Here is a 25,848-nt window from a genome sequence, read left to right as displayed (position 1 = left end):
TTTCCGGCACAGACGAGGGGTTGCGCAGGTCGTCGCCGGCCTCCTCGTCGCCGGCGGTGGCCTGCCTCTCATGGCCGCCACCGCGTCGGCGGCACCCCAGACGGGCACCGTCCTGACCGCCCAGCCGGCGGTGGGGAAGCCGTCGACGGGGTCGAAGGGCAAGCTCAAGAAGAAGGACTTCAAGGCCACGGCGGACGGTTCCACCGCCGCCTCGTCCTACGGGTTGTTCGCCAACGTGAAGCTCCTCGGCGCCACCATCGGCACCCAGGAGACCCCCAAGTCGGACTGGCCGGCCGGACCGGCCCAGGCCACCACGGCGAACGTGGGTGTGCCCGGTCTGCTCAGCAGCGGTACCGCCACCACGACCGCCACGGGTGACGACCTCAAGGACACCGCGAACGCGACGGCCGCGGTCGACGGCCTCGGCCTCGGCACCTCGCTGGGGCTGCAGGGTGTCTCGGCGGACCTGATCTCGTCGCAGTGCACCGGCACCGCCGCGGGCGTGACCGCCACCTCCACCGTCACCGGCCTGAAGCTCTCCGGCGTGCTGAACTCCACGCCGGAACAGCCGGCCGCGAACACGGTCGTCAACGTGCTCGGCCTGGGCACGCTGACCCTGAACGAGCAGACGAGGACGACGGTCGGCGGCAAGACCAAGCTGGTCGTCAACGCCCTGCACCTGAAGCTCGGCGGCAACGGCGGGCTGCTCGACGCGGTCGGCACCGGCGACGTCATCGCTGGGCACACCGAGTGCTCCACCACCGACGCCCTCGTGCCCACGGTCAGCAGCATCGCGCCGACCACCGGCCCGACCTCGGGCGGTACCTCGGTGGTCATCACCGGCACCAACTTCCGGGGCACGTCCTCGGTGAAGTTCGGCTCGACCGAGGCCACGTACTCGATCGACAGCACCACGAAGATCACCGCCGTCGCCCCCGCGGGCACCGGCGCGCAGAACGTGACCGTGACGACCCCCGGCACCACCGGCGGCACGAACACGGGCACGAACACCTTCACCTACGTCGGTGCGCCGACGGTGACGAACGTGAATCCATCGACCGGGCCGCCCGGCGGCACCACCTCGGTGGTCATCACGGGGACCGGTTTCACCGGCTCGCCGACGGTGAAGTTCGGTAACACGAACGCCACCTCCGTCACGGTGAACAGCCCGACCCAGATCACCGCCACCGCGCCCTCGGGCACCGGCACCGTATTCGTCACGGTGACCACCAGCGGTGGGACGTCGGCCCAGTCGGCCGCGAGCGTCTACACCTACCAGGACGCGCTGAGCCTCACCGGCATCAGCCCGGCCACGGGTCCGATCACCGGCGGCACCACGGTCACCGCGACCGGTACCGGCTTCACCACGGACTCGGTGATCCAGTTCGATGCCAACGCGCAGGCCACGACCTACGTGAGCCCGACCAAGCTGACCGCGGTCGCGCCGGCCGGCACGGGCACCGCGCAGGTCACGGTGAAGCGGGGCTCGACCACGTCGACCGCGCAGACCTTCACCTACACCGCCCTGCCGCCGGTCGTCACGGGGATCTCCCCGCTGACGGGTTCGACCGCGGGTGGCGACGTCGTCACCATCACCGGCACCGGTTTCACCGGAGCCACCGGCGTGCGGTTCGACACGACGAACGGAACGGCCTTCAGCGTCAACGGCGCCGGGACGCAGATCACCGTGACCTCTCCGGCACACGCGGCCGGGGCGGCTCCGGTGACCGTGCTCAGCCCGAACGGTGACGCCCTGGCCGGCTCGTTCTTCTACGCCACACCGGTTCCCGCGGTTCCGGTTCCGGGTCTGACGGCCATTCTGACCGTCGCCCCGGACAACGGCCCGCTGGCCGGCGGTACCACGGTCAACCTCACCGGTGTCTTCCTGACGAGCGGCAACACCGTCACCGTCGGGGGCAAGCCGGCGACGGTGACCGGTACCCCGACCCTGACCACGCTGTCGTTCGTCACCCCGGCAGGTGACGCCCCCGGCACGGTTCCGGTGGTCGTCACCAACGCGAGCGGAACCAGCCTGGTCAACGTCAACAGCACGTTCACCTACAACGCCGCCACGCCCACGATCGGGACCATCGCCCCGACCAACGGCCCGGCGTCCGGCGGCACCGAGGTGACGCTGACGGGCACCAACTACACCAGCTCGTCCGTCGTCTACTGGGGCACCGGGGGCACCGCGATCCCGTTGACCACCACGTACGTCAACGGCACGACGCTGCGGTTCACCACGCCGCCGGGACTTCCCGGGAACCAGGCCTTCACCGTCCGGACCGGCGGGGTCACCAGCACCGCGTCGAACTTCACCTACAACGCCGTCGCGGCCGTGACCGGGATCAGCCCGCTCACCGGCCCGGTCACCGGCGGCACCGAGGTGACGATCACCGGCACCGGCCTGGACACGGTCACGAGCATCCAGGTCGGCACCAAGACCACCACGCCCAAGGCGGGTGGCTCGGCCACACAGATCAAGTTCGACACCCCGGCCAACACGGCGGGCGCCTACCTGGTGACCCTCTCGGGCACCGGTGGTGCCGCACTCACACCGGGCACGTTCATCTACACCCCGACCGCGGCCGGCGCCGCCACGGTGAGCCCGACGACCGGCCCGATCCAGGGCGGCAACACGGTCACCATCACCGGCACCGGCTTCAGCTCGATCCTGGCGCTGACGGTGGGGGCGAAGGTCGTCACCAACTACACGGTGACGGGTGACACCACGCTCACCTTCCCGATGCCGTCCGGCCTGACCGACGGGGTCGTCCCGGTGATCATCGCCACCGCGGGCGGCATCGTGACGCTCAACTACGAGTACGTCGCCTTCGACGGCCAGATCACCGGCATCTCGCCGATCTCGGGTCCGACCAGCGGCGGCACCGTGGTGACCATCACCGGCACCGGCTTCACCGGCGCCACCGGGGTCCGCTTCGACTCGACTCCCGGCACCGCGTTCAGCGTCAACGGCGCCGGCACGCAGATCACCGTCACCAGCCCGTCGCACGCGACCGGTCTGGCGACGCTGACGATCGTCGGCCCGGGTGGGATCCAGAGCACCAGCACCGCGCTCTTCACCTACCTCCCGCTCAACCTGTCGCCGACCGTCACCACCCTGGTGCCCAGCGTCGGGCCGATCGCCGGTGGCACGGACGTCACCATCTACGGCACCGGCCTGCTCCTGACCTCGGGCGTCACCTTCGGGGGCACCCCGGCCACGAACATCCGGGTCATCAACACCACCACGGTGATCGTGACCAGCCCGGCGCACGCGGCCGGGGCGGTCGACGTCATCCTGACCACGCCGGTGGGCAGCAGCACGGCCGGTGACGCGACGTTCACCTACGTCGCGGCGAACAGCGTGCCGGTGCTCGACACGATGACGCCGCGCAGCGGCCCGACCGTCGGTGGCACCACGGTGGTCTTCAAGGGCATCGGCCTGCAGACCGTCGACCGGGTCACGTTCGACGGCACGGCGGGCACCGACCTGTCGGTCGTGGACGACACCACGCTGACGGTCAAGACGCCGCCGCACGCGGCCGGTGGCATCGCGGTCCTGCTGCGCAACACGCAGGGCAACAGCCGGTCGTACCTGTTCACCTACGTGCCGCTCTCCGGGCTGCCGACGGTGCAGGGGCTGACCCCGAACGTGGGTCCGGTCGCCGGGGGCACCCGGGTCACGATCACCGGTACCGGGTTCGACGCCGCCACCACCGTCAGCTTCGACGGGGTGGAGGGCACCGACCTGCAGCTCTGGCCCGACGTCGACGACCCGAAGGTGGGCTCGGCGTCAGCCGTCAGGAAGTCGACGAAGGACCGCGACTTCAAGGCCCGCAGTGCCAAGGCCGCCAAGGCCGTCCTCTACAAGCCGGCGATGGCCGGTAAGGCGGTCGGCAACTGGAAGGCCGCGGCCTCCAACAGCGTCGAGGTGACCACCCCGCCGCACGCCGGTGGGCCCACCACGGTGACCGTGACCAACTCCGCCGGATCGATCAGCTTCCTGGAGTCGTTCACCTTCATCCCGGTGCTCGCCGCGACCGCGACGATCGAGACCGAGGTCGAGGTCGGCGCCACCAAGGCGATCGCCCCGAAGGGCCCGGACTACTCGGGCCTCGAGGTCACCGCCTGCAGCACGCCGGACGGAACCGGCTCGGTCGAGATCTCCTCGAGCGCCAAGAGCTGCGTCTACACCGCGGGTGACACCGAGGGTGAGGACACCTTCGTGATGTCGGTGACCGACGACATCGGTCAGGAATCCGAGCAGACCGTGAACGTGACGGTCGTCGAGGAGGGCGGCACCGGCACCGGTGACGACGGCGGCAACGACTCCGGCGACGGCGACGGCACCGGAACCGGCGACGGGAGCGGCAACAACTCCGGCGACGGCGACGGCAGCGGCACCGACGGGAGCGGCGGCAACGACACCGGTGGCGGTCTGGCCTTCACCGGTACCCCGCTGCTGCTGATCCCGGGCCTGGCCCTGGGCCTGCTGCTGATGGTGGTCGGTGGCGGCCTGCTCGGCGCCGAGCGTCTGCGGACGCGCCGGGGTGCCCGGGCGGCGACCGACGAGGAAGGCCGTCAGCTGATGCCGGCCGGCCTGCTCGGCACCGGGCTGGACCCGCACGAGGGTCAGCACCGCGAGCAGCCCGACCACCCCGACGACGTGGCGTAACCGCCGCTCGCTGAGAGAAACCGAAAGGATGCAGGAGTGATGTCGATGGGGCGGACCCGCGGATCGCGGGTCCGCCTCATCGCTTTTGCGGCCCTGGCCGTCGGCGTTCTGCTGACGGCCGGCGTCGGTGGCGGCTGGTGGTGGACCAACTGGAAGGCCCGCACCGCCGCACACGGTCTCGCCGACCGCGCAACGGAAGCCTGGACGTCCCCCATCGGGAAGGGACCCGAGACCGCGGTGATCCCGAAGGGTGTGGCCGGGCCGGTGGTGGCGGTCGTGAAGATCCCGAAACTGGGCCGGGACTGGCGGATGCCGGTGGAGTCCGGAACCGGCACCGAGATCCTCAGGCAGGGCCTGGGCCTCTACAAGGGCAGCCCGGAGCCCGGCCGCCGGGGCAACGTCGGCCTGGCCGGGCACCGCACCACCTGGGGCGCCCCGTTCAAGCACATCGACGAGCTGACGCGGGGTGACGAGATCAGCGTGTGGACGGCCCGCGGGCGGTTCGACTACGCGGTGGTGGACGAGGGGGTCACCGATCCGTCGGACATCTCGGTGGTGGAGCAGAAAACGGCGAGAGGACGCGCCTGGCTGACACTGACCACCTGTCACCCCGAGTTCTCGGCCAGGGAGCGACTGTACGTGCACGCCCAGTTGATTCGCAGCACGCCCGCCCGGAGCTAGACACCCCCCAGCACGGCAACGGCCCGGATCTCAGCGTCGAGATCCGGGCCATCGGTGTTTTTGCGCGTGGAACAGGGCGTTTCGAGTGCGGTGCGTGAGCGGCGATCAGCTCACGGTCGTCTCCGGCGCGGGCACCGGAAGATCGGCCGGGGTGATGCGCGGCTTGACCGGACGGGCCAGGCCGTTCTCGGTCTTGGCCAGACCGATCAAGAGGAGGGTGAGGACGGGGAAGACCGCGATCGCGGCGACAACAACAGACATTCGGCACCTCCGCCGAGGCAGTGCAAACGTGCTGGAACCATTACGGATACGGACATGAGGCAACTGTCTGCTTGCGCACGCCGTCGTGCGGGAGCAGGTCGTCAGGTGCCCCTGCCGAACGACCGACCGAAGTCTATTTTGCTTCAGTTCGGCATGGATCGCGGCCACTTCGACAAAAGTACGCCGCTTCCGTTCTTCGGCACGTCGGACGGTCACCACCGTTGGCCCGCCCGGCCTGGCGACGGACGGCGAAGTTCGCCGCGACGCAGGTCGGTTCTCCTGCGACTACGTCGAAAAAACTGTCCCGCAGAGACTTTGACAGGTGGTGGACGCCAGGCAACCGCCGGGTGATACCTGTCCGCGTCACCGGGCCCGAACATCCCCCGGACGGCAGATCGCCACGGCCCGGCACCCCGAAGCTCAAGTCTTCCTCACGCCCGGCCGATGTGAGCATCAGCCACGGATGGCGTAATCGCGGGACAACGGATTCACCCTCACGAACCAGTGAGCTGCCCGCACCTCGCCCCGTAGCCCGTCGGAGGTCCGCCCCCGTGCCGTCCAACCGGATGACCCGTATCGCTGTACCCATCGCGATCGTGATCGTCGTCCTCATGATGGTCGTGCCGTTGCCGGCCGCCCTCCTCGACGTCCTGATCGCGCTCAACATCGGCATCAGCCTGATCGTGCTGCTGGTCGCGCTGCAGGTGCAGCGAGTGCTCGACTTCGCCATCTTCCCGACGATCGTGCTGGTCGCGACGATCTTCCGGCTGGCGCTGAACGTCAGCTCCACCCGGCTGGTGCTGCGAGACGGCTTCGCCGGCCACGTGATCGACGCGTTCGGCCACATCGTGATCGGGGCCAACCTGATCATCGGTCTGGTCATCTTCGCGATCCTGATCATCATCCAGCTGACCGTGGTCACCAACGGTGCCTCCCGCGTCGCCGAGGTCGGGGCCCGCTTCACCCTCGACGCGATGCCCGGCAAGCAGATGGCGATCGACGCCGACCTGAACTCCGGCCTGATCGACGAGGACACCGCCCGCCAGCGACGCAAGGACGTCGCGGCCGAGGCGGACTTCTACGGCGCCATGGACGGTGGTACCAAGTTCGTCAAGGGCGACGCCATGGCCGCGGTGATCATCACCCTGGTCAACCTGATCGGTGGTTTCGCGATCGGCATGCTGCAGAAGGGCATGCCGGCCGGTGAGGCGATCCAGACCTACAGCCTCCTGAGCGTCGGTGACGGCCTGGTCTCGCAGATCCCGGCCCTGCTGATGTCCGTCGCGACCGGTGTCATCGTGACCCGCTCGACCGGGGCCGGCGACGTCGGCTCCGACCTGATCAAGCAGCTCGGCCGGCACCGTCAGGCCCTGATGATCGGCGGCGGCTCGCTGCTGGCCCTGTGCCTGATCCCGGGCATGCCGAAGATCCCGTTCCTGATCGTCGGCGGGCTCGTGATGTTCGCGGCCTTCCGTTCCACCGACCTGGCCGAGGAGGGGCAGGCCGAGACGGCGGCGGCCTCCGGTGCCATCGCGATGCCCTCCGGCCAGGTGGCCCTGCCCGGTCCGGGCGGCAGCAGCGACCCGGTCACCGACTCGCTGCGGGTCGACCCGCTCGAGCTCCTCCTGTCCCCCGACGCCGTCGACCTGGTCGACACGGCCCGCGGCGGCGACCTGCTCGACCGGGTGCGGGCCCTGCGCCGCAAGACCGCGCTCGACCTGGGCCTGGTGCTCCCGCCGGTGCGTACCCGGGACGGCGCCATGCTGGCGCCCGGCACCTACGAGATCCGCATCGGTGGCAGCAGCGTGGCCACCGGCGAGGCACCTCCCGGATGCCTGCTGGCGATCGGCGACTCGATGGACGGGCTGCCCGGACGCCACACCACGGAGCCGGTCTTCGGCCTGCCCGCGGTCTGGGTCCCGATCGAGTACCGGGCCTCGGCCGAGCTGGCCGGCGCCACGATCGTCGAACGAGCCGCCGTGGTCACCACCCACCTCGCCGAGATGGTGCGGCAGAACGCGTCCCGGCTTCTCAGCCTCGACGACACCCGCGAGCTGCTCGAGGTGCTCAAGAGCGACCGGCCCGCCGCGGTCGAGGAGCTCGTGCCCGGGGTGCTGCCGCTCTCGGCGGTGCAGCGTCTGCTGCAGGCGCTGCTCGACGAGCAGGTCTCGATCCGCGACCTGGGCCGGGTGCTGGAAGGTGTCGGCCAGCGGGCCCGCACCACCCAGGACCCGGATGCCCTGCTCGAGGCCGCCCGGGCCGCGCTCGGCCCGGCCCTGGCCGCCCAGTACGTCCGCGACGGAGTGCTGAGGGCCATCACCCTCGAGCCCGCCGTCGAGACCCAGATCGGCGAGGCGCTACGTGCCTCGGAACAGGGCGTGGTCATCGCGCTCGACCCGATCCAGGCCCAGCGTCTGGTCTCGGACATCTCGGCCCTGCAGACCACCGCGGAACAACGTGGTGAGCTGCCGGTCCTGCTGATCTCCGGGCCCCTGCGGCTTCCGTTGCGGCGCTTGCTGCGCGGTTCGCTGCCCCAGCTTCCCGTCATCGCCTTCACCGAGGCGACCGGCATTCACCAGATCGAGACCGTCGGACAGGTGAGTAGTAGTCATGAATTTGCTGCTTGAAGGTGACGACCTCGAGGCGCTGCTCATCCGGGCGCGTCGCGAGGGTGGTCCGTTCGCCCGTATCGTCCGGGCCGAGAAGGTGCGCCGGGGAGGTGTTCTCGGGTTCTTCGCGAAGGAGGGCTTCGAGGTCGCCGTCGAGGTGCCCGGAGGTCTCGACGACGAGGACGAGCTGAAGCTCGCCGACCGTCCCGGGTCCGACGACCGGGCCGACCGCCTGGCCCGCGCCCAGCGCCCGGCCCCGCCCCGTCTGCCCCGTTCCGGTCACCGCGACCTGCTCAACCTGGCCCAGCAGGCCGGTGGCGGCAACGGCGAGTCGATCGAGAAGGCCGCCGCGCTGGCGATGGCCCGGCAGGCCGCGTTCGAGGCCGCCATGGCCTCGGACGAGCGGATGCCGATCCAGGACGCGCACCACCGCGACACCCGCGGCCCGTCGTTCGACCCGTACGGTCAGGACGAGGTCCGCGAGACCCTCGACCTGGCCGAGATCCTCGGCGCCGGAGGCTTTCCCGCCGCCCGGCCCCCGCTCGACCCGTCGTCGGTGCGCAACCTGGGTGCTGGCCACCCGTCCGACCGCCGTACGCCCCTGGGCCGCGACCTTCCGCCGCCCCGGCCCGCCGGTCCCAACAGCTTTGCCTGGGACGAGGCCGAATGGGACGACTGGGACGAGGAGTTCGCCGGATTCACCCCTCCCTCGCCCGCTGCCCCGGCGGCTCTGCCCGCCGAGCCGGCCGACCTCGAGCAGGAGGCGGCCCGCCGGGCGGCCGAGGAGGCCGAGGCCCGCGAGGCCCGGATCGCCGCGCGGGCCGAGGAGATCCGGCTCGAGCGCGCGGCCAAGGCGGCGCGCACGGCGAAGGCCAAGGCGGCGAAGGCCGCTGCCCGCAAGCGCACGGCCGAGGCGAAGAAGAAGTCCGCCGAGCTCGATCAGAACCCGGTGCCTGAGGACGCCGCGGTCGCCCCGACCCCGTCCGTCACCGAAGCGGCCGGTCCGGTCGAGGACGCACCGGGCCTGGACACGCTGGTCGAAGGACACGCGGTCTTCGACGCCACCGCTTCGGACGGCGGGGTCGACAACGACGCGATGGAGGACGCCGTGGTCGCCGAGACCGCGGCCGACAGTGACGTCGTGGTCGAGGACGCCGTGGTCGAAGAGCTCACGGACGCCCCGGTCGAGCGCGCGACGGGCGAGGACACCGCGGACGAGGATTTCCTCGACGAGGAGTTCACGGCCGAGGGCTTCGCCGACGAGGACTTCGCCGACGAGATCGAGGCGGTGTTCGCCGACGACGAGGAACCCCTCGACGCGATCGCCCCGAGCGAGCAGCCTGAGCACGGCAACCGGGTGAACACGCCCGCGTCCGTGCGCACGCTCCCGGAGTCGGACGCGTCCATTGCAGACACTGCCGAAGTGGACGCCCCCGCCGACTCGACCCCCAAGCACGCGAAGCACGCCAAGGCTCCGGTCAGCGGCACGACGTCCGCTCCCACCCGCCCGATCGCCATGAGCCCGGCCGCCACGGGCCCGATCGACGCCGACCCGACCGCCACAGCCGCTGACCTGGGCACGGCCGACGCCGACGCCCTGGCCGAGATCGCCGTCACCGACGATCCCGACGCCGCCGACCTGGCCGCCGAGTTCGAGTCGCTGGTCCCGGAGTCCGAGGAGGCCGCCCCCCAGCCGGCCACCACCCGGCCGGCCGTGGACAAGACGGCCGACACCGTCGAGATGCCGAAGGTGATCGAAGCCGCCGCGACGGAGCAGCCGGCGCCCCGGCCCGACGTCACCCGGGCGGACGTCACCCGGGCGGACGAGCAGTCATCCGCCCCGAACGCGCGCACCAAGCCGCGCCGCCGCCACGGCGCCCACCCGGGAACCGTCGGGGGCGAGGGAGCGGGGACCGACGCGTCCGCAAGCAGCTCACCCGAACTCAGTCACGACGCCCCGGCGCCCGAGCTCGCCGACCTCACCGCCGCTCCCGGGCTCGACGACGCGGAAACGCTGCCCGAGCTCACCCACACGACGATCCCGGCCGATGTCGCGGACGCCGAGCGTCCGGCCACCGAGCTCGCGCCGGTCCCGCTCGACCTCACCACCGCCGCGAGCGAGGCGGAGCTGGACTTCAGCGGACTGCGTCCGGCGTGGGCCCGCTCGCGCGGCCGCAAGAACACGCCGCGCCGCGAGTCCGGCACGGACCTGATGCTGCCCGCCAGCCGGCGCAGCCCGCGCAAGGCACCGTTGCCGGGCGGCCTGATGACCGACTCGCTGCCCGGCATCCGGGTGGAAACCACGGATCAACCGCCGTTCGGGGGACAACCTCCGCACAACGGCGGCTCGATGCCCCTCAACACCGGTGGCGTTCCTTCCGATCCTTCTCCGGTGAGGGACATTCCGAAGCTTCTCCCGCTTCCGCCCAAGGCCCGCTCCGGTGGGTCCGGCCGCGGACGTGAGGACGACCCTGCCCGGACGCCCTCGGACACTGCGCAGGACACCGACGCGTCCCTCGCCGACGCGGACAGCGGTGCGCCCGCCGAGCCGGAGGCCTCCGCGCCGACCGTGACGCCTTTCGCCGCGTCGATCCCGGGCCCGCCGGAGATCGAGGCCGACCTGATCGCCAAGTGGGCCGACCCGACCGGCCCGACCGCGACGCCGAACGAGGTACCCGAGGCGTCCGTCGACTGGAGTTTCCCGGGAGCCCTGGGCACCCCGGCCGACGACCCGAGCGACACCGCCACACCCATCGGGGGATGGGCCGAGACCGCCGGAGACCCGGCGCCGACCAGTGGGAACGGGGATGCTTCACAGCTCTGGGGGGCGCCGGCCTTCGGCGCGGACTACAGCACGGACCACAGCACCGACCACGCCACGGACCCCGGGACGGACGCTGTGACCAGCACCGTCCCCGGCACCGAGCCGTTCACGACCTCCGAGGAGACGCCGCGGCTCGCCGCGCCGGAGTTCACGACTCCCGGTTTCAGCACGCCCGGGTTCAGCACGTCTGGGCACGGTTCGCCTGAATCCGGTGAGCCCGAGTTCAGCGCGCCCAGCTTCGGGACGCCCGAGTTCCAGGCCCCCGAGTTCGGCACGGCGGACGCCGCGGCCAGCGACACCGCACCGGTCACCTTCGGCGCTCCCGAGTCGGCATGGCCCGGATTCGGCACTCCCGAGCTCGCTGCGCCCGGCATCGGCACCACTGAACCCGCCACGCCCGAACCGGCCACGCCTGGCTTCGGCACTGCTGAAACCGCTGCGCCTGGCTTCGGCACCGATGAGACCGCCACGCCTGGCTTCGGCACCGTCGAACCCACCCCGCCCGGCTTCGGCACTGCGGATCTCGCCACGTCCGCCTTCGGCGCGGCTGGTTCCGGGACGGCCGGCTTCGGCACGCCCGGCACCGACGAGACCGGGATCCCGGGGCTCGCGGGGGCCGAGTCTCCTTACGCCGGAAGTCCTTCCTTCGCCGCCGAGACGCCGCGTCTCGCCACGTACGAGGCCGCGCCGGCGTTCGGTGCGGAACCGCCTGCGGCCGAGATGCCGCAGCTGGAGACCACTTCCGACTTCACGGTGCCCGGTCTCGTCGCTCCGGAGACCATGTCTTCCGAGACCATGTCTTCCCCGGCCACGCCTTCCGAGGCGGCGTCCTCCGAGCCGGTCTCTTCCGGGCCTGTCTCTTCTGGGCCTGCGTCTTCCGAGTTCGCGACGTCGCAGTTCGCCACGCCGCAGTTCACCACGCCCGAGCCGGCCGCTCCCGAGTTCACGACGCCCTCGTTCAGCTCGCCCGAGACCCTCGAGTCCTCCTTCGGGTCCACGCCGTTCGGGTCAACGCCGTTCGGGTCCACGCCGTTCGGTTCGACCGAGAGCAACACCTCGTCGTTCGGATCGACCGATTCTTCCTTCGGCGCACCGCAGTTCAGCTCGCCCGTGTCCGCCACCGACGCAACGGAATACGCGGCGACATCCGCCGCCCAGGCCCAGAACGTTTCCGTCCCTGGTGATCTGGCCGAGCTGACGGATCTGACCGAGCTCCCCGCCACCTCGACCCGGGCGACCACCGTGCTGCCCAAGGGCAAGACGCGGCGCACCAAGGGCTCCAAGAAGACCGTTCCGGCGCCCCGTCAGAGCGAGGAGACGATCACCCCGGCGGTCGAGCCGGCGCCTGCCGAGGACGCGGGTCGTCACCGGCCGCGGCGTGAGCGCACCAGCGCTCGTCACACCGGCCCGAACACCGACCCGACCCTGGGCTCGCCCGACGATGTCACCGAGGACGCGGCCGCCGTCGTCAGCGCGACCGCGTCCGACACCGAGGCCTCGACCGACGACAAGAGCGAGAATGAGGCCGAGAACGCCGGTGGTTTCAAGGTGTTCGGCATCCGCTTCGGTGGCCGCAAGAAGGCCAAGAGCAAGGACGAGCCCAAGGACGAGGACGTCGCCCCGGTGACTCCTCTCAACCCGCCGGCCCCCGAGCAGGACGAGACCAGCAGCGCGGCGATCGCGGGTATCCCGGCGCCGCGGGTCGAGGCGTCCAGCGAAGCGGCTCTCGAAGAGCCGCCCGCCTGGGAGATCGTCGCGGCCCGGGCCAGCGCGGCCGCGGCCGCCGGTGAACTCGCCGCCGCCCAGGCCGTGATGGAGGCCGAGCGGGCCTCGCACCCGACGGCCACGCTCACGCACCCCGAGCCCCAGGCTTCCACCCAGACCGTGGACCAGGACACCCAGTTCGCCACCGCCCAGCCGCTCGTGCCCGCTCAGCCCAGCGCTCCGCTGGTCGAAAGCGCTCCGGTGTCCGAGGGTTCCGGTGGCGCGCCGTCGGCCTGGGCCACCACCCCGGCCAACCACAGCCCGGAGTGGCCCGCCCCCAGCGCCCCGGCGCCCGGCCTCCCCGACGAGGGTCCCGCCTCCAGCTGGGCCTCCCCCGCCGAGGCCATGGCCGCCTGGGCCGTGCCGGTCGCCGAGACCCCGGTCACCGAGACCCCGGTCACCGAAGCCCCGGTCGCCGAAGCCCCGGTCGCCGAGTCCACCCCGGGCTTCGCTCCCCCGCTCCCGAACCCGATGGAGGACGCCGGTCACACCGGCTCCCCCGAGCCCACCCCGGGTTCGTTCCCGGCCGACGACTTCCAGGTCCCCGGCTTCGCCGCACCCGGTTTCGCGGCCCCCGGTTTCGCGGCCCCCGCCATCGAAACACCTAGCCCCTCGGCACCGATCGTCGCATCACCCGACTACGCGGCGCCTGACCTCACGACGCCCGACTTCGCAACACCCGCCCTCGAGACCCCCGGTCTCGCAACGCCCGGTCTCGCGATGCCCGCCGCCGAGGAACCGGTCACCGCCTGGGCCTTCCAGCCCGACCCGGAACCCCCGGTGTCCCCGGAGGCGACCACCGCGTCCACCATTGACGTGAACCCCGCGATCGAAAGCCCGCTCGCCCCCCTGCCTCTGCCCGAGGCGGGAGCGAGCATCGGCTTCCCGGCGACGGAATCGCCGTTCGTGCCGGTCGAGAGCGTCCCGGCGCCGACACTGCCGACCGAGGCCGATCTTCAGGCCGCCGCGGAGCAGGCCGTCGCCGCCGACCGGGCTGCGCTCAACACCCTCGGTGTGCCGGCCGAATGGACCGCCAATCTCCCCTCTGGAGACCGGTTCATGGCCGTCGTGCAGATGCTGGGAGCGATGCCCGAGCCGACGATCGCCGATGACGTCGAGGTGATCGCCGTGGTCGGTCCGTCGGACATCGTCGGCCTGGAGGCCGCCCGCACCGCGCTCGACCTGCCGCACAACGGCGGGCCGCGCACGGTCGTCACCGTCCCGCACGAACTGGGCCCGGAGCGCAGTGGCGCGATGGACCTCGCGGCCGCCACGCGTCCCGTGGTGGTCAGCATCCCGGTCGACGGTGCCCGCACCGAGGACGCCGGCAAGATCCGCAAGGTTCTGCAGAACGTGGGTGCGGAGGCCGTGATCGCCGTGCTCGACGGCAGCCGGTCGCTGGAGGAGAACCAGCGCTGGGTGCGGTATCTCGGCAAGGTCGACGCTGTCGCCCTGGACGGTGCACTGGACTCCGGTGCTCCGGCCGAGGTGCTGCAGCTGGGTCTGCCGGTGGTCCGGGTCGACGGGATCGCCGTCGACCGGGTCGGCTGGGCCGCCCTCCTGTGCACCCAGCTCGCGGTGGGTGGCGCAACCTCGTGAATCCCCTGGTGATCGGCTGCGCCGTCGCGGCCGTGCTGGCGGGACCGCCGCTCTATGCGCAGTATGCGAGCGGCGGTCTCGACGGCTTCACCGCGCTCGTGCGCTGGCTCGTCGTGGCCGTGCTCTGCTCGGTCGGCGCCGCCCTGATCCTGGGGCTGGTCAAGCGCTACGAGCAGGAGTGGGAGGAGAAGGACGAGGCCGAGGCCCGGGAGGCCGCCCAGACCGCCGCCGAGACGGAGGCCAAGCGGGCGGCCGAGGAGGCCGAGGCCCGGCGGGCCTCAGCCGGCTGAGGGCTCGCCGGGAACCTCCCGCTCGATCTCCGCGAGCCAGATCCGCGCCGACGCGTCGGACGGGGCCCGCCAATCGCCTCGCGGCGAGAGCGAGCCCCCGGCCGTGACTTTCGGCCCGTTCGGCATCGCCGAGCGCTTGAACTGGCTGAACGCGAAGAACCGCTGCGTGAACACGAGCAGCCACTGCCGGATCACCGCGAGCTCGAACGCGATACGACTGTCCGGCGGGAAGTGCGGCGGCCAGTCGCCCTTCTCGGCATCACTCCACGCGTGCATCGCCAGGAACGCTATCTTCGACGGCCGGAACCCGTGCCGCAGCGTGTAGAACAGTGAGAAGTCCTGCAGCGAGTACGGCCCGACCTTGGCCTCGGTGCTCTGGGTGATGCCGTCCTCCCCCACCGGCACCAGCTCCGGGCTGATCTCGCCCCCCACCACGTCTTCGAGGATCTTGCCGACCTCGGGCTCGAACTGCCCGGACGAGATCACCCAGCGGATCAGGTGCTGCATCAGCGTCTTGGGCACGCCACCGTTCACGTTGTAGTGCGACATCTGGTCGCCCACCCCGTAGGTCGACCAGCCCAGCGCCAGCTCGGACAGGTCGCCGGTGCCGAGCACGATGCCGCCGCGCTGGTTGGCCAGCCGGAACAGGTAGTCGGTGCGCAGGCCGGCCTGCACGTTCTCGAAGGTGATGTCGTAGACCGGCTCGCCGCCGCCGAACGGGTGCCCGAGGTTGTGCAGCAGCAGCTCGGCGGTGGGCTTGATGTCGAGTTCCTCGAACGTCACGCCCAGGCTGCGCGCCAGCCCGTAGGCCTGGTTCTTGGTGCGGTCGCTGGTCGCGAACCCGGGCATGGTGAACGCGAGAATGTCGGTGCGGGGCCGCTTCTCCTCGTCCATCGCCTTGGCCGCCACGATCAGCGCGTGGGTGGAGTCGAGCCCACCGGAGACGCCGATCACGATCTTCGGCTGCCCGATCGCCCGCAGCCGCTGCCGCAGCCCGGCCACCTGGATGTTGTAGGCCTCGTAACAGTCCAGCTCGAGCCGGGTCTCGTCGGCCGGCACGAACGGGAAGCGCTCGACCTCGCGGCGCAGGCCGAGATCGCCCGCGGGCGGCCTCAGCTCGAACTCGATCACCCGGTGGTCCGGAGCGAGACCCGCCCGGTTGTCCTCGAAGCTGCCCATCCGCAGACGCTCGGCGCGCAGGAGGTCCAGGTCGACGTCCGCGATCGTGCGCCGGTCACCGGTGGGGAACCGCTCCCCCTCGGCCAGCAGCACGCCGTTCTCGTAGACCAGGGTCTGGCCGTCCCACGCCAGGTCGGTGGTGGACTCGCCCTCGCCGGCGGCGGCGAACACGTATGCGGCCAGGCATCGGGAGGAGGCGGAACGGGCCAGCAGCTTGCGGTCTTCGGCACGGCCGATGGTGATCGGGCTGCCGGAGAGGTTGGTGAGCACGGTGGCGCCGGCGAGCGCGGCCGTGGCGCTGGGCGGCACGGGCACCCACATGTCCTCGCAGATCTCGACGTGCAGCACGAAACCGGGCACGTCGGAGGCGGCGAACAGCAGGTCGGTGCCGAACGGGACCTCTTCACCGGCCAGGGTGATGAACGAGCCGGAAATATCGCGACCCGCGGTGACCTGACGGGCCTCGTAGAACTCGCGGTAGTTCGGCAGGTACGACTTGGGCGCCACACCGAGCAGGCGGCCGTCGTGCACCACCGCGGCGACGTTGTGGATGCGGTGGCGGAAACGCACCGGCAGGCCGACGAGCAGCACCGGGGTGAGCCCGACCGAGCCGTCGATCACCGTGCGCAGCGCGCGCTCGGCGTCGGCGAGCACGGTCTCGTGCATGAGCAGGTCTTCGATCGAGTACCCGGTGAGGGTGAGCTCGGGGAACACCGCCAGGCCGACGCCGTCGGCGTGACAGTCCCGCGCGATGCGCAGCACCGACTCGGCGTTGGTGTCGGGCTCGGCGATGGCCGTGCGCAGGGTGCACGCGGCGACCCGGACGAAGCCCTGGTGGTAGGCGTTGTAGAAGCGCTCGCTCACGGTCGTCAGTCTCTCAAACGACCGTGAGCGAGCGCGGGGAGACCCTCAGGAGTCCGAAACGCCCGCGATCTCCTCGACCAGGCGCAACGACTCGCTGAGCGACTCCAGGTAGGCGTGCGAGACGGCGTAGGGCGCGAGGCCGGTGGCCGCGATGCCCTCGTCGTCGTCCCGCTCGTGGGCCAGGACGGCGTGCAGCGCCGCCCCCGCCCCACCCAGCCCGCTGACCAGGGCGTCCCGCACCTCGCGGCTCACCCCGGCCGCCTCGGCGACCACTTCCGGCGGCGTCGCCAGCAGCTCCGCCGCCCCGGACAGCAGGCCGACGGTGAAGGCCATGTCGTCGACCGGGTCCGGCGCGAGCACCCGGCATGCGCAGGCCCGGGCGAGCACCTTCCACAACCCGTCCGCCGGGGAGGCGTTCGACGGCCCCTCCAGCAGGATCAGCACCACCCACGAGCGCAGCCGGCGCGGGCCGATGATGACCAGGGCCTGCCGCAGCGACGAGACCTGGCGCATGGTGCCGGACGCGGCCGAGTTGGCCGTGCGCAGCAGCCGCAGCGCCAGGCCGGGGTCACTGCCGATCGTGGGTTCGAGCCGGATGATGTCCAGTTCCGGGTCGGCCAGTTCCCGCAGCAGACGGACGCAGACCAGCTGGGTGGGCGTCAGGGTGCGACGCTCCAGCACGGTCGGCTTCTCCAGCAGCGGGCCCTGGAACAGGCCGAAGCCGAGTTCGAGGACCCGGGCCAGGGTCGGCTCGTCCTCGATCCCGCCCGCGATCAGGTCGCGGCCGCGCTCGGTGACCCGGGCGGCCAGCTCGGCGAGCTGCCATCCGGGGTGAGCGGGCACGTCGACCTTCACGTAGTCGACGAGGTCGAGCAGCGCCGAGCACTCCGGCTGCCCCCGGTAGTCGCACAGCGCGATCCGGTAGCCGTCGTGCCGCAACCCCTCGACGCCCGCCAGCAGCTCCGCGTCCACCATCATCGTCGCCGAGATCTCGACCACGACACCGGCCGGCTCGACCGGGATCGGGATCACCCCGGTGAGGAAGGCGCGGGTGAAACTGATGAAGACGGGACGCGACCCGGCGATCCGGTCCACCCCGAACGTGCCGAAGGTGGACGCGATCACCTGGGACGTCGCCCGGTCGCTCACGTCCTTCTCGCCCGAGTGGAACAGCACCTCGTAGGCCACGAGGGTCCGGCGGGCGTCGTACAGCCCCTGCCGGCCCACCCTGACGTTCCGCACCGCATCGGCCGGGACGCGCGTCTGCGCCGGCACCCGCGGGAGACCCACGGGAACCGGCGCTTCAGCCATGGCCTCGGAAGGAGATCCGGGGTCCGATGTCGCCATTCGTCTCGTCTTTACTTGATGACGATCGAGAGCGACCCGTCCCCGTAGCCGCTGATCTTCAGCTTGACGTCCATCCGGTTGCCCACCGTGGCAGCCAGGGCGGCGATGTCAGCCGGAACCACCGAACCCGGGGCGTACATCTCGTAGAGACGCACGTGCGGGGCGTTCGCCACGTTGAAGATCGAGGCCATCACGTTGAGAACCTCGTAGCAGTTCTCCTCGAGGTCCTTCGGCAGGTCCCGCGCCTTGATCGAGTCGTCCACCGCACCACGGGGAATCATGCCCAGGGCTCCGCCGATCCGCGCGGCGCACTCCAGGTCGATCACCGCGAGGGCAGCCGTCTTCAGCTGGTCCGTGACGTACACCGCGACGATGTTGGTCGACTTGGCCGGCGGGGCCACACCGTCGGAGAGGTCGACGTCACGGCCGACCAGACCCTCGATGGTGTTACGAACCGCGTGACGGCTGGGGAGGGGCGACTGTTCGGTCTGAACGCTCATGCTGAAACCACCGTTCCGAGTGTGTCCATGAATGCTTCCGCGGTGAAGGGCTTGACGATGAGTCCGATAGCGCCCGCGGCCAGGGCCTGCTCGCGCATCTCGTCCGAGCCCTCAGAGGTGACGAAGCAGAACGGCGTGGTGTTGCCGCTCGCCCGCAGCGCCTTGAGGAACTCGATGCCGTTCATCTCCGGCATGTTCCAGTCGGACAGAATCAGGTCGGGGTTGAAGTCTTTGCAGGTCTCAAATCCCTGTCGACCGTTCTCCGCCTCCTTGATCTCGTTCTTCCCCAGACCTGCCTGCCGCATGGTCCGGATGACGATCATCCGCATAGCTCTGCTGTCGTCAGTTACCAGGATCTTCATGAGGTGGGCTCCAGGGTTGCGTCGTGGATCTCCGGCGGCCAGAGGAGGCCAGCCACCGGGGCTTGGGGGTGAATGGCGAGCTGGACCACGTGGCCGAGCACGATGGCCCGGACGTAGGTGCTGCCGTCAGTGGGTTCGGCCTCGGCGAACTGCTCGTCGTCGACGATGTCGGCCGTCGGCAACGAGAGGCGGGCGTGAGTGCACAGGAGTGTCTTCACGTTTCCGCCGGCGATGTTGCTGATCTCGGCGATGGCGTCGACCAGGTCACTCGGACCGGGGGAGCTGATCGACATCATCCGGGCGGCCATCACCCGGGCCAGGCGTTCGCCGACCCGGACCTCGATGACCGCGTACTGCTCGTCGTTCTTGTCGGAGAAGTCGTGGATCGCCAGCTTGGACAGGGCCATGGGCCCGACCGGCAGCTGGTTGTTGGTGATGATCGCCTCCTCCTTGAGCACGGAGGAAAACACGTCCGTGAGAATCACACCGAGTTCTTCACGTACGTCGTCGTCCAGGTCGGTGAAGACGCTCATGTCCCTCCTCCGTTTCGGAAGATCACTACCTTGTCGGTTTCCACCCGGACGAAGTGCTCGTCCAGGGTGAGGGTGCTCTCGGCCCCACCGAGCACCAGAAATCCCCCGGGCCGCAACACCTTGCGCACGTTCGCGAGAACCTGGCGCTTGGTGGGCAGGTCGAAGTAGATCAGCACGTTCCGGAGAAACACGATGTCCATCTGCGGCAGGCCGACCGGCGGTGCCACCAGGTTGCCCTGCCGGAAGCTGGTCAGGGCCTTGACCTCCGGCTTGACGAACCAGTCCCGCCCTACCTGATCGAAGTACTTGACCATGTACTTGACCGGCATACCGCGATTAATCTCGAGCTGACTGTATTTTCCGGCCGCGGCCCGCTCGACCATGGTCGGCGAGATGTCGGTGCCGTGGATCCGGGCGCTCTTGCCCGGGTTCAGCGGCAGCCAGTCGAGCAGCAGCAGAGCCAGCGAATACGCCTCCTGGCCACTGGAAGACGCAGCCGACCAGATGTTCACGGTCGGGCCGCCGAACTTCTTCACCTCCGGCAGCATGAGCCGCGTGAAGGCGTCGAAGGGGTGCTGGTCGCGGAACCACGAGGTCTCGTTCGTGGTCATCGCGTCGATCACCGCGTCCTGCGCCGCCCGGTCGTTGCGGCGCAACCGCAGAACCAGGGCGGAGACGTCCTTGTCGCCGAACTTGCGCGCCACCGGGGCGAGCCTGGACTCGACCAGGTACTCCTTGCCCGGTTGCAGGTCGATCGAACTCCGCTGCCGGACCATGCCGGTGACGTAGGTGAAATCCGTTTCCAGCAAGGTCATGCCCGCACTCCGTCTGCCACCGCCCGTGAAGCTCCCTGACTCTGAACCAGCGCCGAGGCGACCGTGGACGCCATCTGCTCGAGCGGCACCACCCGGTCGGCCTGACCGGCCATCACCGTGGCACCGGGCATACCCCACACCACGCTGCTGGCCTCGTCCTGCGCGAACACCTCACCGCCGGCCGTGCGGATCACCCCGGCGCCGGAGGCACCGTCGCGACCCATCCCGGTCAGGACCACGGCCAGGACCCGGTTCCGGTACACCGCGGACACCGACCGGAACATCACGTCCACCGCGGGACGGCAGAAGTTCTCCGGCGGGGCGTCACTCAGGTGCACGAACACCCCGGTACCGCGCGACTTCAGCTCCAGGTGCAGGCCACCGGGGGCGATCAGCACCCGGCCACGCTCCACCGCATCACCCTCGACCGCTTCGCTGATGCTCAGCCGGCAGGTCGAGTCGAGTCGCTGCGCCAGCATTTTCGTAAACACCGGCGGCATGTGCTGGGTGATCACGACCGGCACCGGCAGGTCGCCGGGCAGCGCCGACAGCACGGTCGCCAGGGCGTCCGGGCCACCGGTGGAGCTGCCGATCGCGAGCAGGCCGAAGGGTTGCGTACGCCGGGCCGAGGCGCCGGCCCGCGACTGCCCGACCGGCGGCTGGGCCGGGGGCATCGCAGGCCGCGCCCCCACCAGCTTGCGAGCACCGGTGAGCGCGACCAGCTTCGGGACCAGCTGGTCCTTGATGTTCTGCCGGCTCTCCATCACGCTGCCGACGTTGGCCGGCTTCGTGACGTAGTCGCTGGCACCCGCCGCGAGGGCGTCCATGGTCGCGGACGCGCCGCGCTCGGTCAGCGTCGAGAACATCACGATCGGCAGCCGCGGATGAGTTTTCCGCAGTGCCCGCACCGCCTCGACACCGTTCATGACGGGCATCTCGATGTCCATCGTGAGCGCGTCCGGCTTCAGTTCCTCGACCTTGCCGAGGGCCACCTGGCCGTTGTGCGCGACCCCGACAACCTCGATGCGGCTGTCGGCGTCAAGAATTTCCTTGATCAACCGGCGGATGACCACCGAGTCGTCAACGATCAGAACGCGGATGCGTGACCCGCTCATACCCCCACCAATCCCAAGAGCGCGAGTTTCTCGGCGATCACCTCTGCGGTGAACGGCTTGATCACGTACTCGTGCGCTCCAGCTGCCAGGGCCCGGACGATGTTCCCGTGCTCGCTCTCGGTCGTGACCATCATCAGCGACACGTTTCTCATCTCGTCGCGGGCCCGAACCGCCTTGATGAAGGTCAGTCCGTCCATCCGCGGCATGTTCCAGTCCACCAGTGCGACTTCGGGGACGTAGCCGGTGCCGAGCAGATCGAGAGCGTCCTGTCCGTCCACCGCCTGGGCAACGTCGAAACTGAGCGCCTCGAGTTGCCGAGTCAGGATCGACCGCATGGCACGCGAGTCGTCGACCACCAGAGCCTTCATCGGCTCGTCCCCTCAGTCATCCTCCACCGCCGCCGTCAGGCAGCGGCGGAGCGACTTTCGTCGAAGGCCAGCAGGGCACGTGCGTCCAGGGCCAGGAGCAGCTTCTCCGGCAACGTGTAGGCGCCGGTGAGCAGCGCCCCGACCCTGGCATTGACCGTCGAGGGGGTGCCCTCGAACGGGATCTGCGAAACTTCCACCACGCCGCCGATCTCGTCGACCAGCAGGCTGACCGGCTCGTCGTCGACGCGGACCACCACGTTCACCTGCGGGCGCTCACCGGTGCTCGGCGGCAGGCCCAGACGGGCCCGCACGTCGATGGCGGTGAGTACCTCACCCCGGAGGTTGATCAGTCCCGAGACCTCGGGACCGGACAGCGGCACCGGCGTGAACACCTGCATGCGAACGACTTCCTGCACCAGGGCGACCTCCACCCCGAAGAGGTAGGAGCCGACGTGGAACGTGGACAGCTGGGTCACAGCGCCTCCTCGTACATGGAGCCGAGCTCTTCGATCGTCGTCGCGCCGGCGTCGTCCTGATAGAAAGCAGGGTCGGCGGCGAGCACCGCGGCCTGCACGTCGAGCAGCTCGACCACCCGGTCGCCGACGACGATCGAGCCCAGCAGGGCGTGGTCGTCGATGTCGGACCGGGAACCCGCGCGCTCGGTGGCGATGTCCATGATCCGCTCGACCGCGAAGCCGACGCTGCGCTCACCGCGGGTGTAGACCACCAGCTGCACGCGCTCGTTGTCGTTCTCCTCGCCGTACGCGCCGAGCAGGCTGGCCAGGCGCACGAGAGGCATGATGTGGCCCCGGTACTGGACCACCTCGCGTCCGCCGACCCGCTCGATGGTCTTGGTCGGGATCTCCTCGAGGCGGGTGACCATGTCCAGCGGGATCGCCGTGCGACGTCCGCCGGTCAGTTCGACCACCAGCACCGGGTCGATCGTCGTGGTCTCCTCGTTGATCGCGGAGCTGGCCGCGCCCGCCGGGTTGGAGAGCACGTCGGCCTGCCGGGCGATCGCGGTGGCGTCGAGAATGAGCACCACGCTGCCGTCACCGTGAATGGTGGCGCCCTGGTACATCGGGAGCGCCTTCAGGTGCCGGCCGAGCGGCTTGACCACGATCTCCTGGGTGTCCAGCACGTCGTCCACCACCAGGCCGAAGCGGTGCTGCTCGGCCTGGAGCACGACGATGAATCCGCCCCGCCCGTCGTTGTTCTGGCCACCGCCGCTGGCGGTGCCGGGCGGAACCAGGCCGAGCTGCTCGTCGAGCTGCACCAGCGGGAGCAGGGCCCCACGCAGGCGGTAGACCGGCGCACCGGAGATGTGCTCGATGCCGCCCCGGGCGTGCTCACCGGAAAGGCGCACCAGCTCCAGCACACTCACCTGGGGCACGGCGTAGCGGTGACCCGCGCAGCCGATGGTGAGGGCCGGGATGATGGCCAGGGTCAGCGGGATGGTCAGGCGGAACGTAGAGCCGGCGCCCTTGTTCGAGATGACGTCGACGGAACCGCCGATGCCCTCGATGCGGGTCTTCACCACGTCCATGCCGACACCACGCCCGGAGACGTTGGTGACCTTGGCCGCGGTGGAGAAGCCGGGCAGGAAGATCATCTGGCTGATCTCGCGCGGCGTCATCTTCTCGAGCTGGGCCTGGGTGACCAGACCCCGCTCGACGCCGCGGCGGCCGACGATGTCCTTGTCGATTCCGGCGCCGTCGTCGATGATCTCGAGGTGGACCTGGCCCGCCTCGTGGTAGGCGCGCAGGGTCAGAACCCCTTCCGGGTTCTTGCCCTTGCCGATCCGCACGTCCGGCGGCTCGATGCCGTGGTCGATCGCGTTGCGGACGAGGTGCGTCATCGGGTCCTTGATGGCCTCGAGGACGCTCCGGTCGAGTTCGGTGTCCCGGCCCTCCATCTCCAGGCGCACGTTGCGCGAGAGCTGGCGGGACAGGTCGCGGACGACCCGGGGGAGCTTGGACCAGACCGTGTCGACCGGCTGCATACGGGTCTTCATGACCTGCTCCTGCAGCTCGCTGGTGACCAGCGAGAGCCGCTGCGCGGAACGGGCCAGGGCCGAGTCGTTCTGCTCGTCCAGCTCGGAGACGAGCTGGTTGCGGCTCAGGACGAGCTCGCCGACCATTCGCATGAGCGTGTCGAGCAGTTCGACATCGACGCGCACCGACGACTCCACGACCGAGCGCTTGTGCTCGCCGGCCTCACCGGGCTCGGGAGCCGGCTTGGCCTTCTCCGCAGCGGGTTCCGGGGCGGGGGCGGGCGCGGGTGTGGGTGCGGGCGCGGGTTCCGGCGCGGGTTCCGGCGCCGGTTCCGATTCCGGGGCAGCGGCCACCGGCTCGGGTTCGGCAACCGGCTCGGCCTCAGCCGTTTCGGGGCTGGTGGCCTGGGCCGGGATGAGCGGCGGGGCCTCGATCGGGCCGTCCTCGAGCAGCTGGCCCAGGCGGGCGACGAGCTCGGTGTGGTCGTCGTCCCCCTCGCCGCCGCTGGCCTCGATGTGCGAGAGCAGGCCGCGCACTGCGTCGACCATGGCCAGCAGCGCGCTGGCCCGGTCCTCGTTCAGCTGGATCTTTCCGTCACGCATCCGGCTGAGCAGGTTCTCACCGACGTGGGTGAGCTTCTCCAGCTTGTTGAACGCAAGGAACCCGCTGGTGCCCTTGATCGTGTGGATGGTGCGGAAGACGCTACCCAGCAGGTCCCGAGAGGTCGGGTCCTGCTCCAGCGCGAGCAGATCGGTGTCGAGCTGGTCAAGGTTCTCGTGCGACTCAACCAGGAACTCGGCAACGATCTCGTCGATCGCCTCCATCGACTCTCCTTCAAGAACAACCGCATGGTCCGGACGTTGACTTTGCATCGGCCGAGTGCGGTTCACTCTTGAGCACGCATTGAGCAGGCAGATCGAAATGGAGGACGCGGGTCGCGGCGGCCGCAGTCGTCTCGCCTTCAGCTTGGGTGCTCAGCGCAGGTCGCGCACGCTGAGCGAACCGGGAACGGCGATGCACCCGGCCCTTTCGCCCACCTTCGCCAGACCTGCGAGGTCACCCGCCGCATAGCCGCTGGGCGAGGTACTCGTCAGGGTCGGGTACATCTGCGACCGGCGGCTCTCGGCGTGCCCGAGACCGCTCGCGTGCCCGAGTTCGTGCAGGATCACGTTGCTCTGACGCTGACCGGACCCCCAGCCGCCCTTGAGCTTCTGGATGGCCTTCGCCTCGAGAATCACGTAACCCCGCATCACGGCCGCATCTTCACCCGGTTTGCCGTACCAGGTCGACCACAGCACTCCCCCGTAGCCCAGCGAGTTGTCGCTCATCGGGAAGTCGGTCCTGCTCTTGCTGACCGCCGCCACCACGATCTCGGCCGGCTGCTCGGTGAGGTTGCCCTGCTGCGGCACGAACGTGGTCTGGCCCCTGTAGCTGTAGGTCATGCCCGTGGCCTGGCCCAGCTTGGCGAACGAGGTCTTGACGGTCTTGAGCATGCCGGCGCGCTTGGCCTTGGGCAGGCCGCTGAAGTTGACGCGGTAGGTGATGGCGCTCTGGCAGGGGTTCCAGCGCGCGGCGATCGTCTTGCCGCTGTGCAGCTGGACTTTCATCAGCTCGTAGGGGGTGACCCGGCTCTTGGCGACGGCTGCGGTCGGGGTCGCGATCATCGCCAGCACGATCAGAGCGGCCGCAGCCAGGCGAACCCTTCCGAGCACCAGGACCTCTTCACCCTCAAGGCGACTGCAAGGCCGCCTGCCGTCCGGGCGACGCGGTCACGGCCCGTTACTTGAGAGTTGCCGAGGTTCGGTGACGGCGGGATCTGCCGGACGGGTGAACCACACTGCGGCGCAGGGACTATCGGTGACGCTGTGTCGGTCGAGCGGACCCGATCGGCCGAGTCGGGAACGGACGATGGCGGACGTTCCTGACTCATCCGCGCGTCCACACGGATGAAGGTCCCGGCGTGCGCTCATACCGAGGCTGCCCAGTGGCGATCTTGAGGGTTTGCGCAGGCTCCACCCGGACGGCGCAGCGGAAGACAGGCGCCAACGGTCCGGACAGCCGCCGG

At 70.3% G+C, this 25,848-nt stretch carries 17 protein-coding genes; 5 read left to right on the top strand and 12 right to left on the bottom strand.

The window, feature by feature from the left end; all coding sequences use genetic code 11:
* Nucleotides 1–70: 70 nt before the first annotated feature.
* Nucleotides 71–4,678: a beta strand repeat-containing protein gene (locus tag J2S57_RS11200; RefSeq protein ID WP_307241315.1), complete on the top strand. Its 4,608-nt coding sequence runs from the start codon at nt 71–73 to the stop codon at nt 4,676–4,678.
* Nucleotides 4,679–4,723: 45 nt separating this feature from the next.
* Nucleotides 4,724–5,359, top strand: coding sequence for a sortase (locus J2S57_RS11195; protein ID WP_307241313.1), 636 nt, complete (start codon nt 4,724–4,726; stop codon nt 5,357–5,359).
* Between the two features lie 105 nt (nt 5,360–5,464).
* On the opposite strand, the gene J2S57_RS11190 is transcribed toward J2S57_RS11195, so the two are convergent.
* Entirely contained in the window at nt 5,465–5,620 is a 156-nt protein-coding gene (locus tag J2S57_RS11190) for a hypothetical protein (RefSeq protein WP_307241311.1), read from the bottom strand.
* A gap of 566 nt (nt 5,621–6,186) precedes the next feature.
* On the opposite strand from J2S57_RS11190, the gene J2S57_RS11185 reads away from it, so the two are divergent.
* From J2S57_RS11185 to J2S57_RS11175, 3 genes are read left to right on the top strand one after another with little or no spacing between them, the layout of a single operon-like run.
* Nucleotides 6,187–8,247: a flagellar biosynthesis protein FlhA gene (locus J2S57_RS11185; protein ID WP_307241309.1), complete on the top strand. Its 2,061-nt coding sequence runs from the start codon at nt 6,187–6,189 to the stop codon at nt 8,245–8,247.
* Entirely contained in the window at nt 8,231–14,416 is a 6,186-nt protein-coding gene (locus tag J2S57_RS11180; protein ID WP_307241307.1) for a hypothetical protein, read from the top strand. The genes J2S57_RS11185 and J2S57_RS11180 overlap by 17 nt, the downstream gene beginning before the upstream one ends.
* Nucleotides 14,413–14,706, top strand: a complete 294-nt coding sequence (locus J2S57_RS11175; protein WP_307241305.1) for a hypothetical protein — start codon at nt 14,413–14,415, stop codon at nt 14,704–14,706. Before J2S57_RS11180 ends, J2S57_RS11175 begins: the two co-directional genes overlap by 4 nt.
* On the opposite strand, the gene J2S57_RS11170 is transcribed toward J2S57_RS11175, so the two are convergent.
* The 11 genes from J2S57_RS11170 to J2S57_RS11120 all read right to left on the bottom strand — a co-directional run bounded on the left by J2S57_RS11170 (nt 14,695) and on the right by J2S57_RS11120 (nt 25,495).
* Entirely contained in the window at nt 14,695–16,749 is a 2,055-nt protein-coding gene (locus J2S57_RS11170; RefSeq protein ID WP_307241302.1) for an NAD(+) synthase, read from the bottom strand. The genes J2S57_RS11175 and J2S57_RS11170 overlap by 12 nt on opposite strands.
* 45 nt (nt 16,750–16,794) lie before the next feature.
* On the bottom strand, nt 16,795–18,060 hold the full coding sequence (locus tag J2S57_RS11165; protein ID WP_307241300.1) for an EAL and HDOD domain-containing protein: 1,266 nt from the start codon (nt 18,058–18,060) through the stop codon (nt 16,795–16,797).
* Between the two features lie 47 nt (nt 18,061–18,107).
* On the bottom strand, nt 18,108–18,596 hold the full coding sequence (locus J2S57_RS11160) for a hypothetical protein (protein ID WP_307241297.1): 489 nt from the start codon (nt 18,594–18,596) through the stop codon (nt 18,108–18,110).
* Complete coding sequence (locus J2S57_RS11155; protein WP_307241295.1) at nt 18,593–18,958, bottom strand: response regulator; 366 nt, start codon at nt 18,956–18,958, stop codon at nt 18,593–18,595. The genes J2S57_RS11160 and J2S57_RS11155 overlap by 4 nt, the downstream gene beginning before the upstream one ends.
* The gene (locus J2S57_RS11150; protein WP_307241293.1) at nt 18,955–19,491 is read right to left on the bottom strand and encodes a hypothetical protein; all 537 of its coding nucleotides are present in this window, start codon (nt 19,489–19,491) and stop codon (nt 18,955–18,957) included. Before J2S57_RS11150 ends, J2S57_RS11155 begins: the two co-directional genes overlap by 4 nt.
* A complete protein-coding gene (locus tag J2S57_RS11145) occupies nt 19,488–20,306 on the bottom strand; it encodes a CheR family methyltransferase (protein ID WP_307241291.1) in 819 nt (272 codons plus the stop codon). The genes J2S57_RS11150 and J2S57_RS11145 overlap by 4 nt, the downstream gene beginning before the upstream one ends.
* Nucleotides 20,303–21,421 (bottom strand): protein-glutamate methylesterase/protein-glutamine glutaminase, encoded by a 1,119-nt coding sequence (locus tag J2S57_RS11140; protein WP_307241289.1) that lies wholly within the window; start codon nt 21,419–21,421, stop codon nt 20,303–20,305. The genes J2S57_RS11145 and J2S57_RS11140 overlap by 4 nt, the downstream gene beginning before the upstream one ends.
* Entirely contained in the window at nt 21,418–21,789 is a 372-nt protein-coding gene (locus J2S57_RS11135; protein ID WP_307241287.1) for a response regulator, read from the bottom strand. Before J2S57_RS11135 ends, J2S57_RS11140 begins: the two co-directional genes overlap by 4 nt.
* A gap of 35 nt (nt 21,790–21,824) precedes the next feature.
* Nucleotides 21,825–22,265: a chemotaxis protein CheW gene (locus J2S57_RS11130; protein ID WP_307241285.1), complete on the bottom strand. Its 441-nt coding sequence runs from the start codon at nt 22,263–22,265 to the stop codon at nt 21,825–21,827.
* Nucleotides 22,262–24,607, bottom strand: a complete 2,346-nt coding sequence (locus J2S57_RS11125) for a chemotaxis protein CheA (RefSeq protein ID WP_307241283.1) — start codon at nt 24,605–24,607, stop codon at nt 22,262–22,264. The genes J2S57_RS11130 and J2S57_RS11125 overlap by 4 nt, the downstream gene beginning before the upstream one ends.
* Before the next feature lie 150 nt (nt 24,608–24,757).
* Nucleotides 24,758–25,495 (bottom strand): matrixin family metalloprotease, encoded by a 738-nt coding sequence (locus J2S57_RS11120; RefSeq protein ID WP_307241281.1) that lies wholly within the window; start codon nt 25,493–25,495, stop codon nt 24,758–24,760.
* Between the last annotated feature and the right edge of the window lie 353 nt (nt 25,496–25,848).

The sequence above is a fragment of the Kineosporia succinea genome, from assembly GCF_030811555.1.
GTDB lineage: Bacteria > Actinomycetota > Actinomycetes > Actinomycetales > Kineosporiaceae > Kineosporia > Kineosporia succinea.
This window is presented reverse-complemented; position numbering and strand designations above follow the sequence as displayed.

What these genes read in the sequence shown, in the direction of transcription:
- J2S57_RS11200 (WP_307241315.1), top strand. Translation starts at nt 71, where the DNA reads ATGGCCGCCACCGCGTCGGCGGCACCCCAGACGGGCACCGTCCTGACC.
- J2S57_RS11195 (WP_307241313.1), top strand. Translation starts at nt 4,724, where the DNA reads ATGGGGCGGACCCGCGGATCGCGGGTCCGCCTCATCGCTTTTGCGGCC.
- J2S57_RS11190 (WP_307241311.1), bottom strand. Translation starts at nt 5,620, where the DNA reads ATGTCTGTTGTTGTCGCCGCGATCGCGGTCTTCCCCGTCCTCACCCTC.
- J2S57_RS11185 (WP_307241309.1), top strand. Translation starts at nt 6,187, where the DNA reads ATGACCCGTATCGCTGTACCCATCGCGATCGTGATCGTCGTCCTCATG.
- J2S57_RS11180 (WP_307241307.1), top strand. Translation starts at nt 8,231, where the DNA reads ATGAATTTGCTGCTTGAAGGTGACGACCTCGAGGCGCTGCTCATCCGG.
- J2S57_RS11165 (WP_307241300.1), bottom strand. Translation starts at nt 18,060, where the DNA reads ATGGCTGAAGCGCCGGTTCCCGTGGGTCTCCCGCGGGTGCCGGCGCAG.
- J2S57_RS11160 (WP_307241297.1), bottom strand. Translation starts at nt 18,596, where the DNA reads ATGAGCGTTCAGACCGAACAGTCGCCCCTCCCCAGCCGTCACGCGGTT.
- J2S57_RS11155 (WP_307241295.1), bottom strand. Translation starts at nt 18,958, where the DNA reads ATGAAGATCCTGGTAACTGACGACAGCAGAGCTATGCGGATGATCGTC.
- J2S57_RS11150 (WP_307241293.1), bottom strand. Translation starts at nt 19,491, where the DNA reads ATGAGCGTCTTCACCGACCTGGACGACGACGTACGTGAAGAACTCGGT.
- J2S57_RS11145 (WP_307241291.1), bottom strand. Translation starts at nt 20,306, where the DNA reads ATGACCTTGCTGGAAACGGATTTCACCTACGTCACCGGCATGGTCCGG.
- J2S57_RS11140 (WP_307241289.1), bottom strand. Translation starts at nt 21,421, where the DNA reads ATGAGCGGGTCACGCATCCGCGTTCTGATCGTTGACGACTCGGTGGTC.
- J2S57_RS11135 (WP_307241287.1), bottom strand. Translation starts at nt 21,789, where the DNA reads ATGAAGGCTCTGGTGGTCGACGACTCGCGTGCCATGCGGTCGATCCTG.
- J2S57_RS11125 (WP_307241283.1), bottom strand. Translation starts at nt 24,607, where the DNA reads ATGGAGGCGATCGACGAGATCGTTGCCGAGTTCCTGGTTGAGTCGCAC.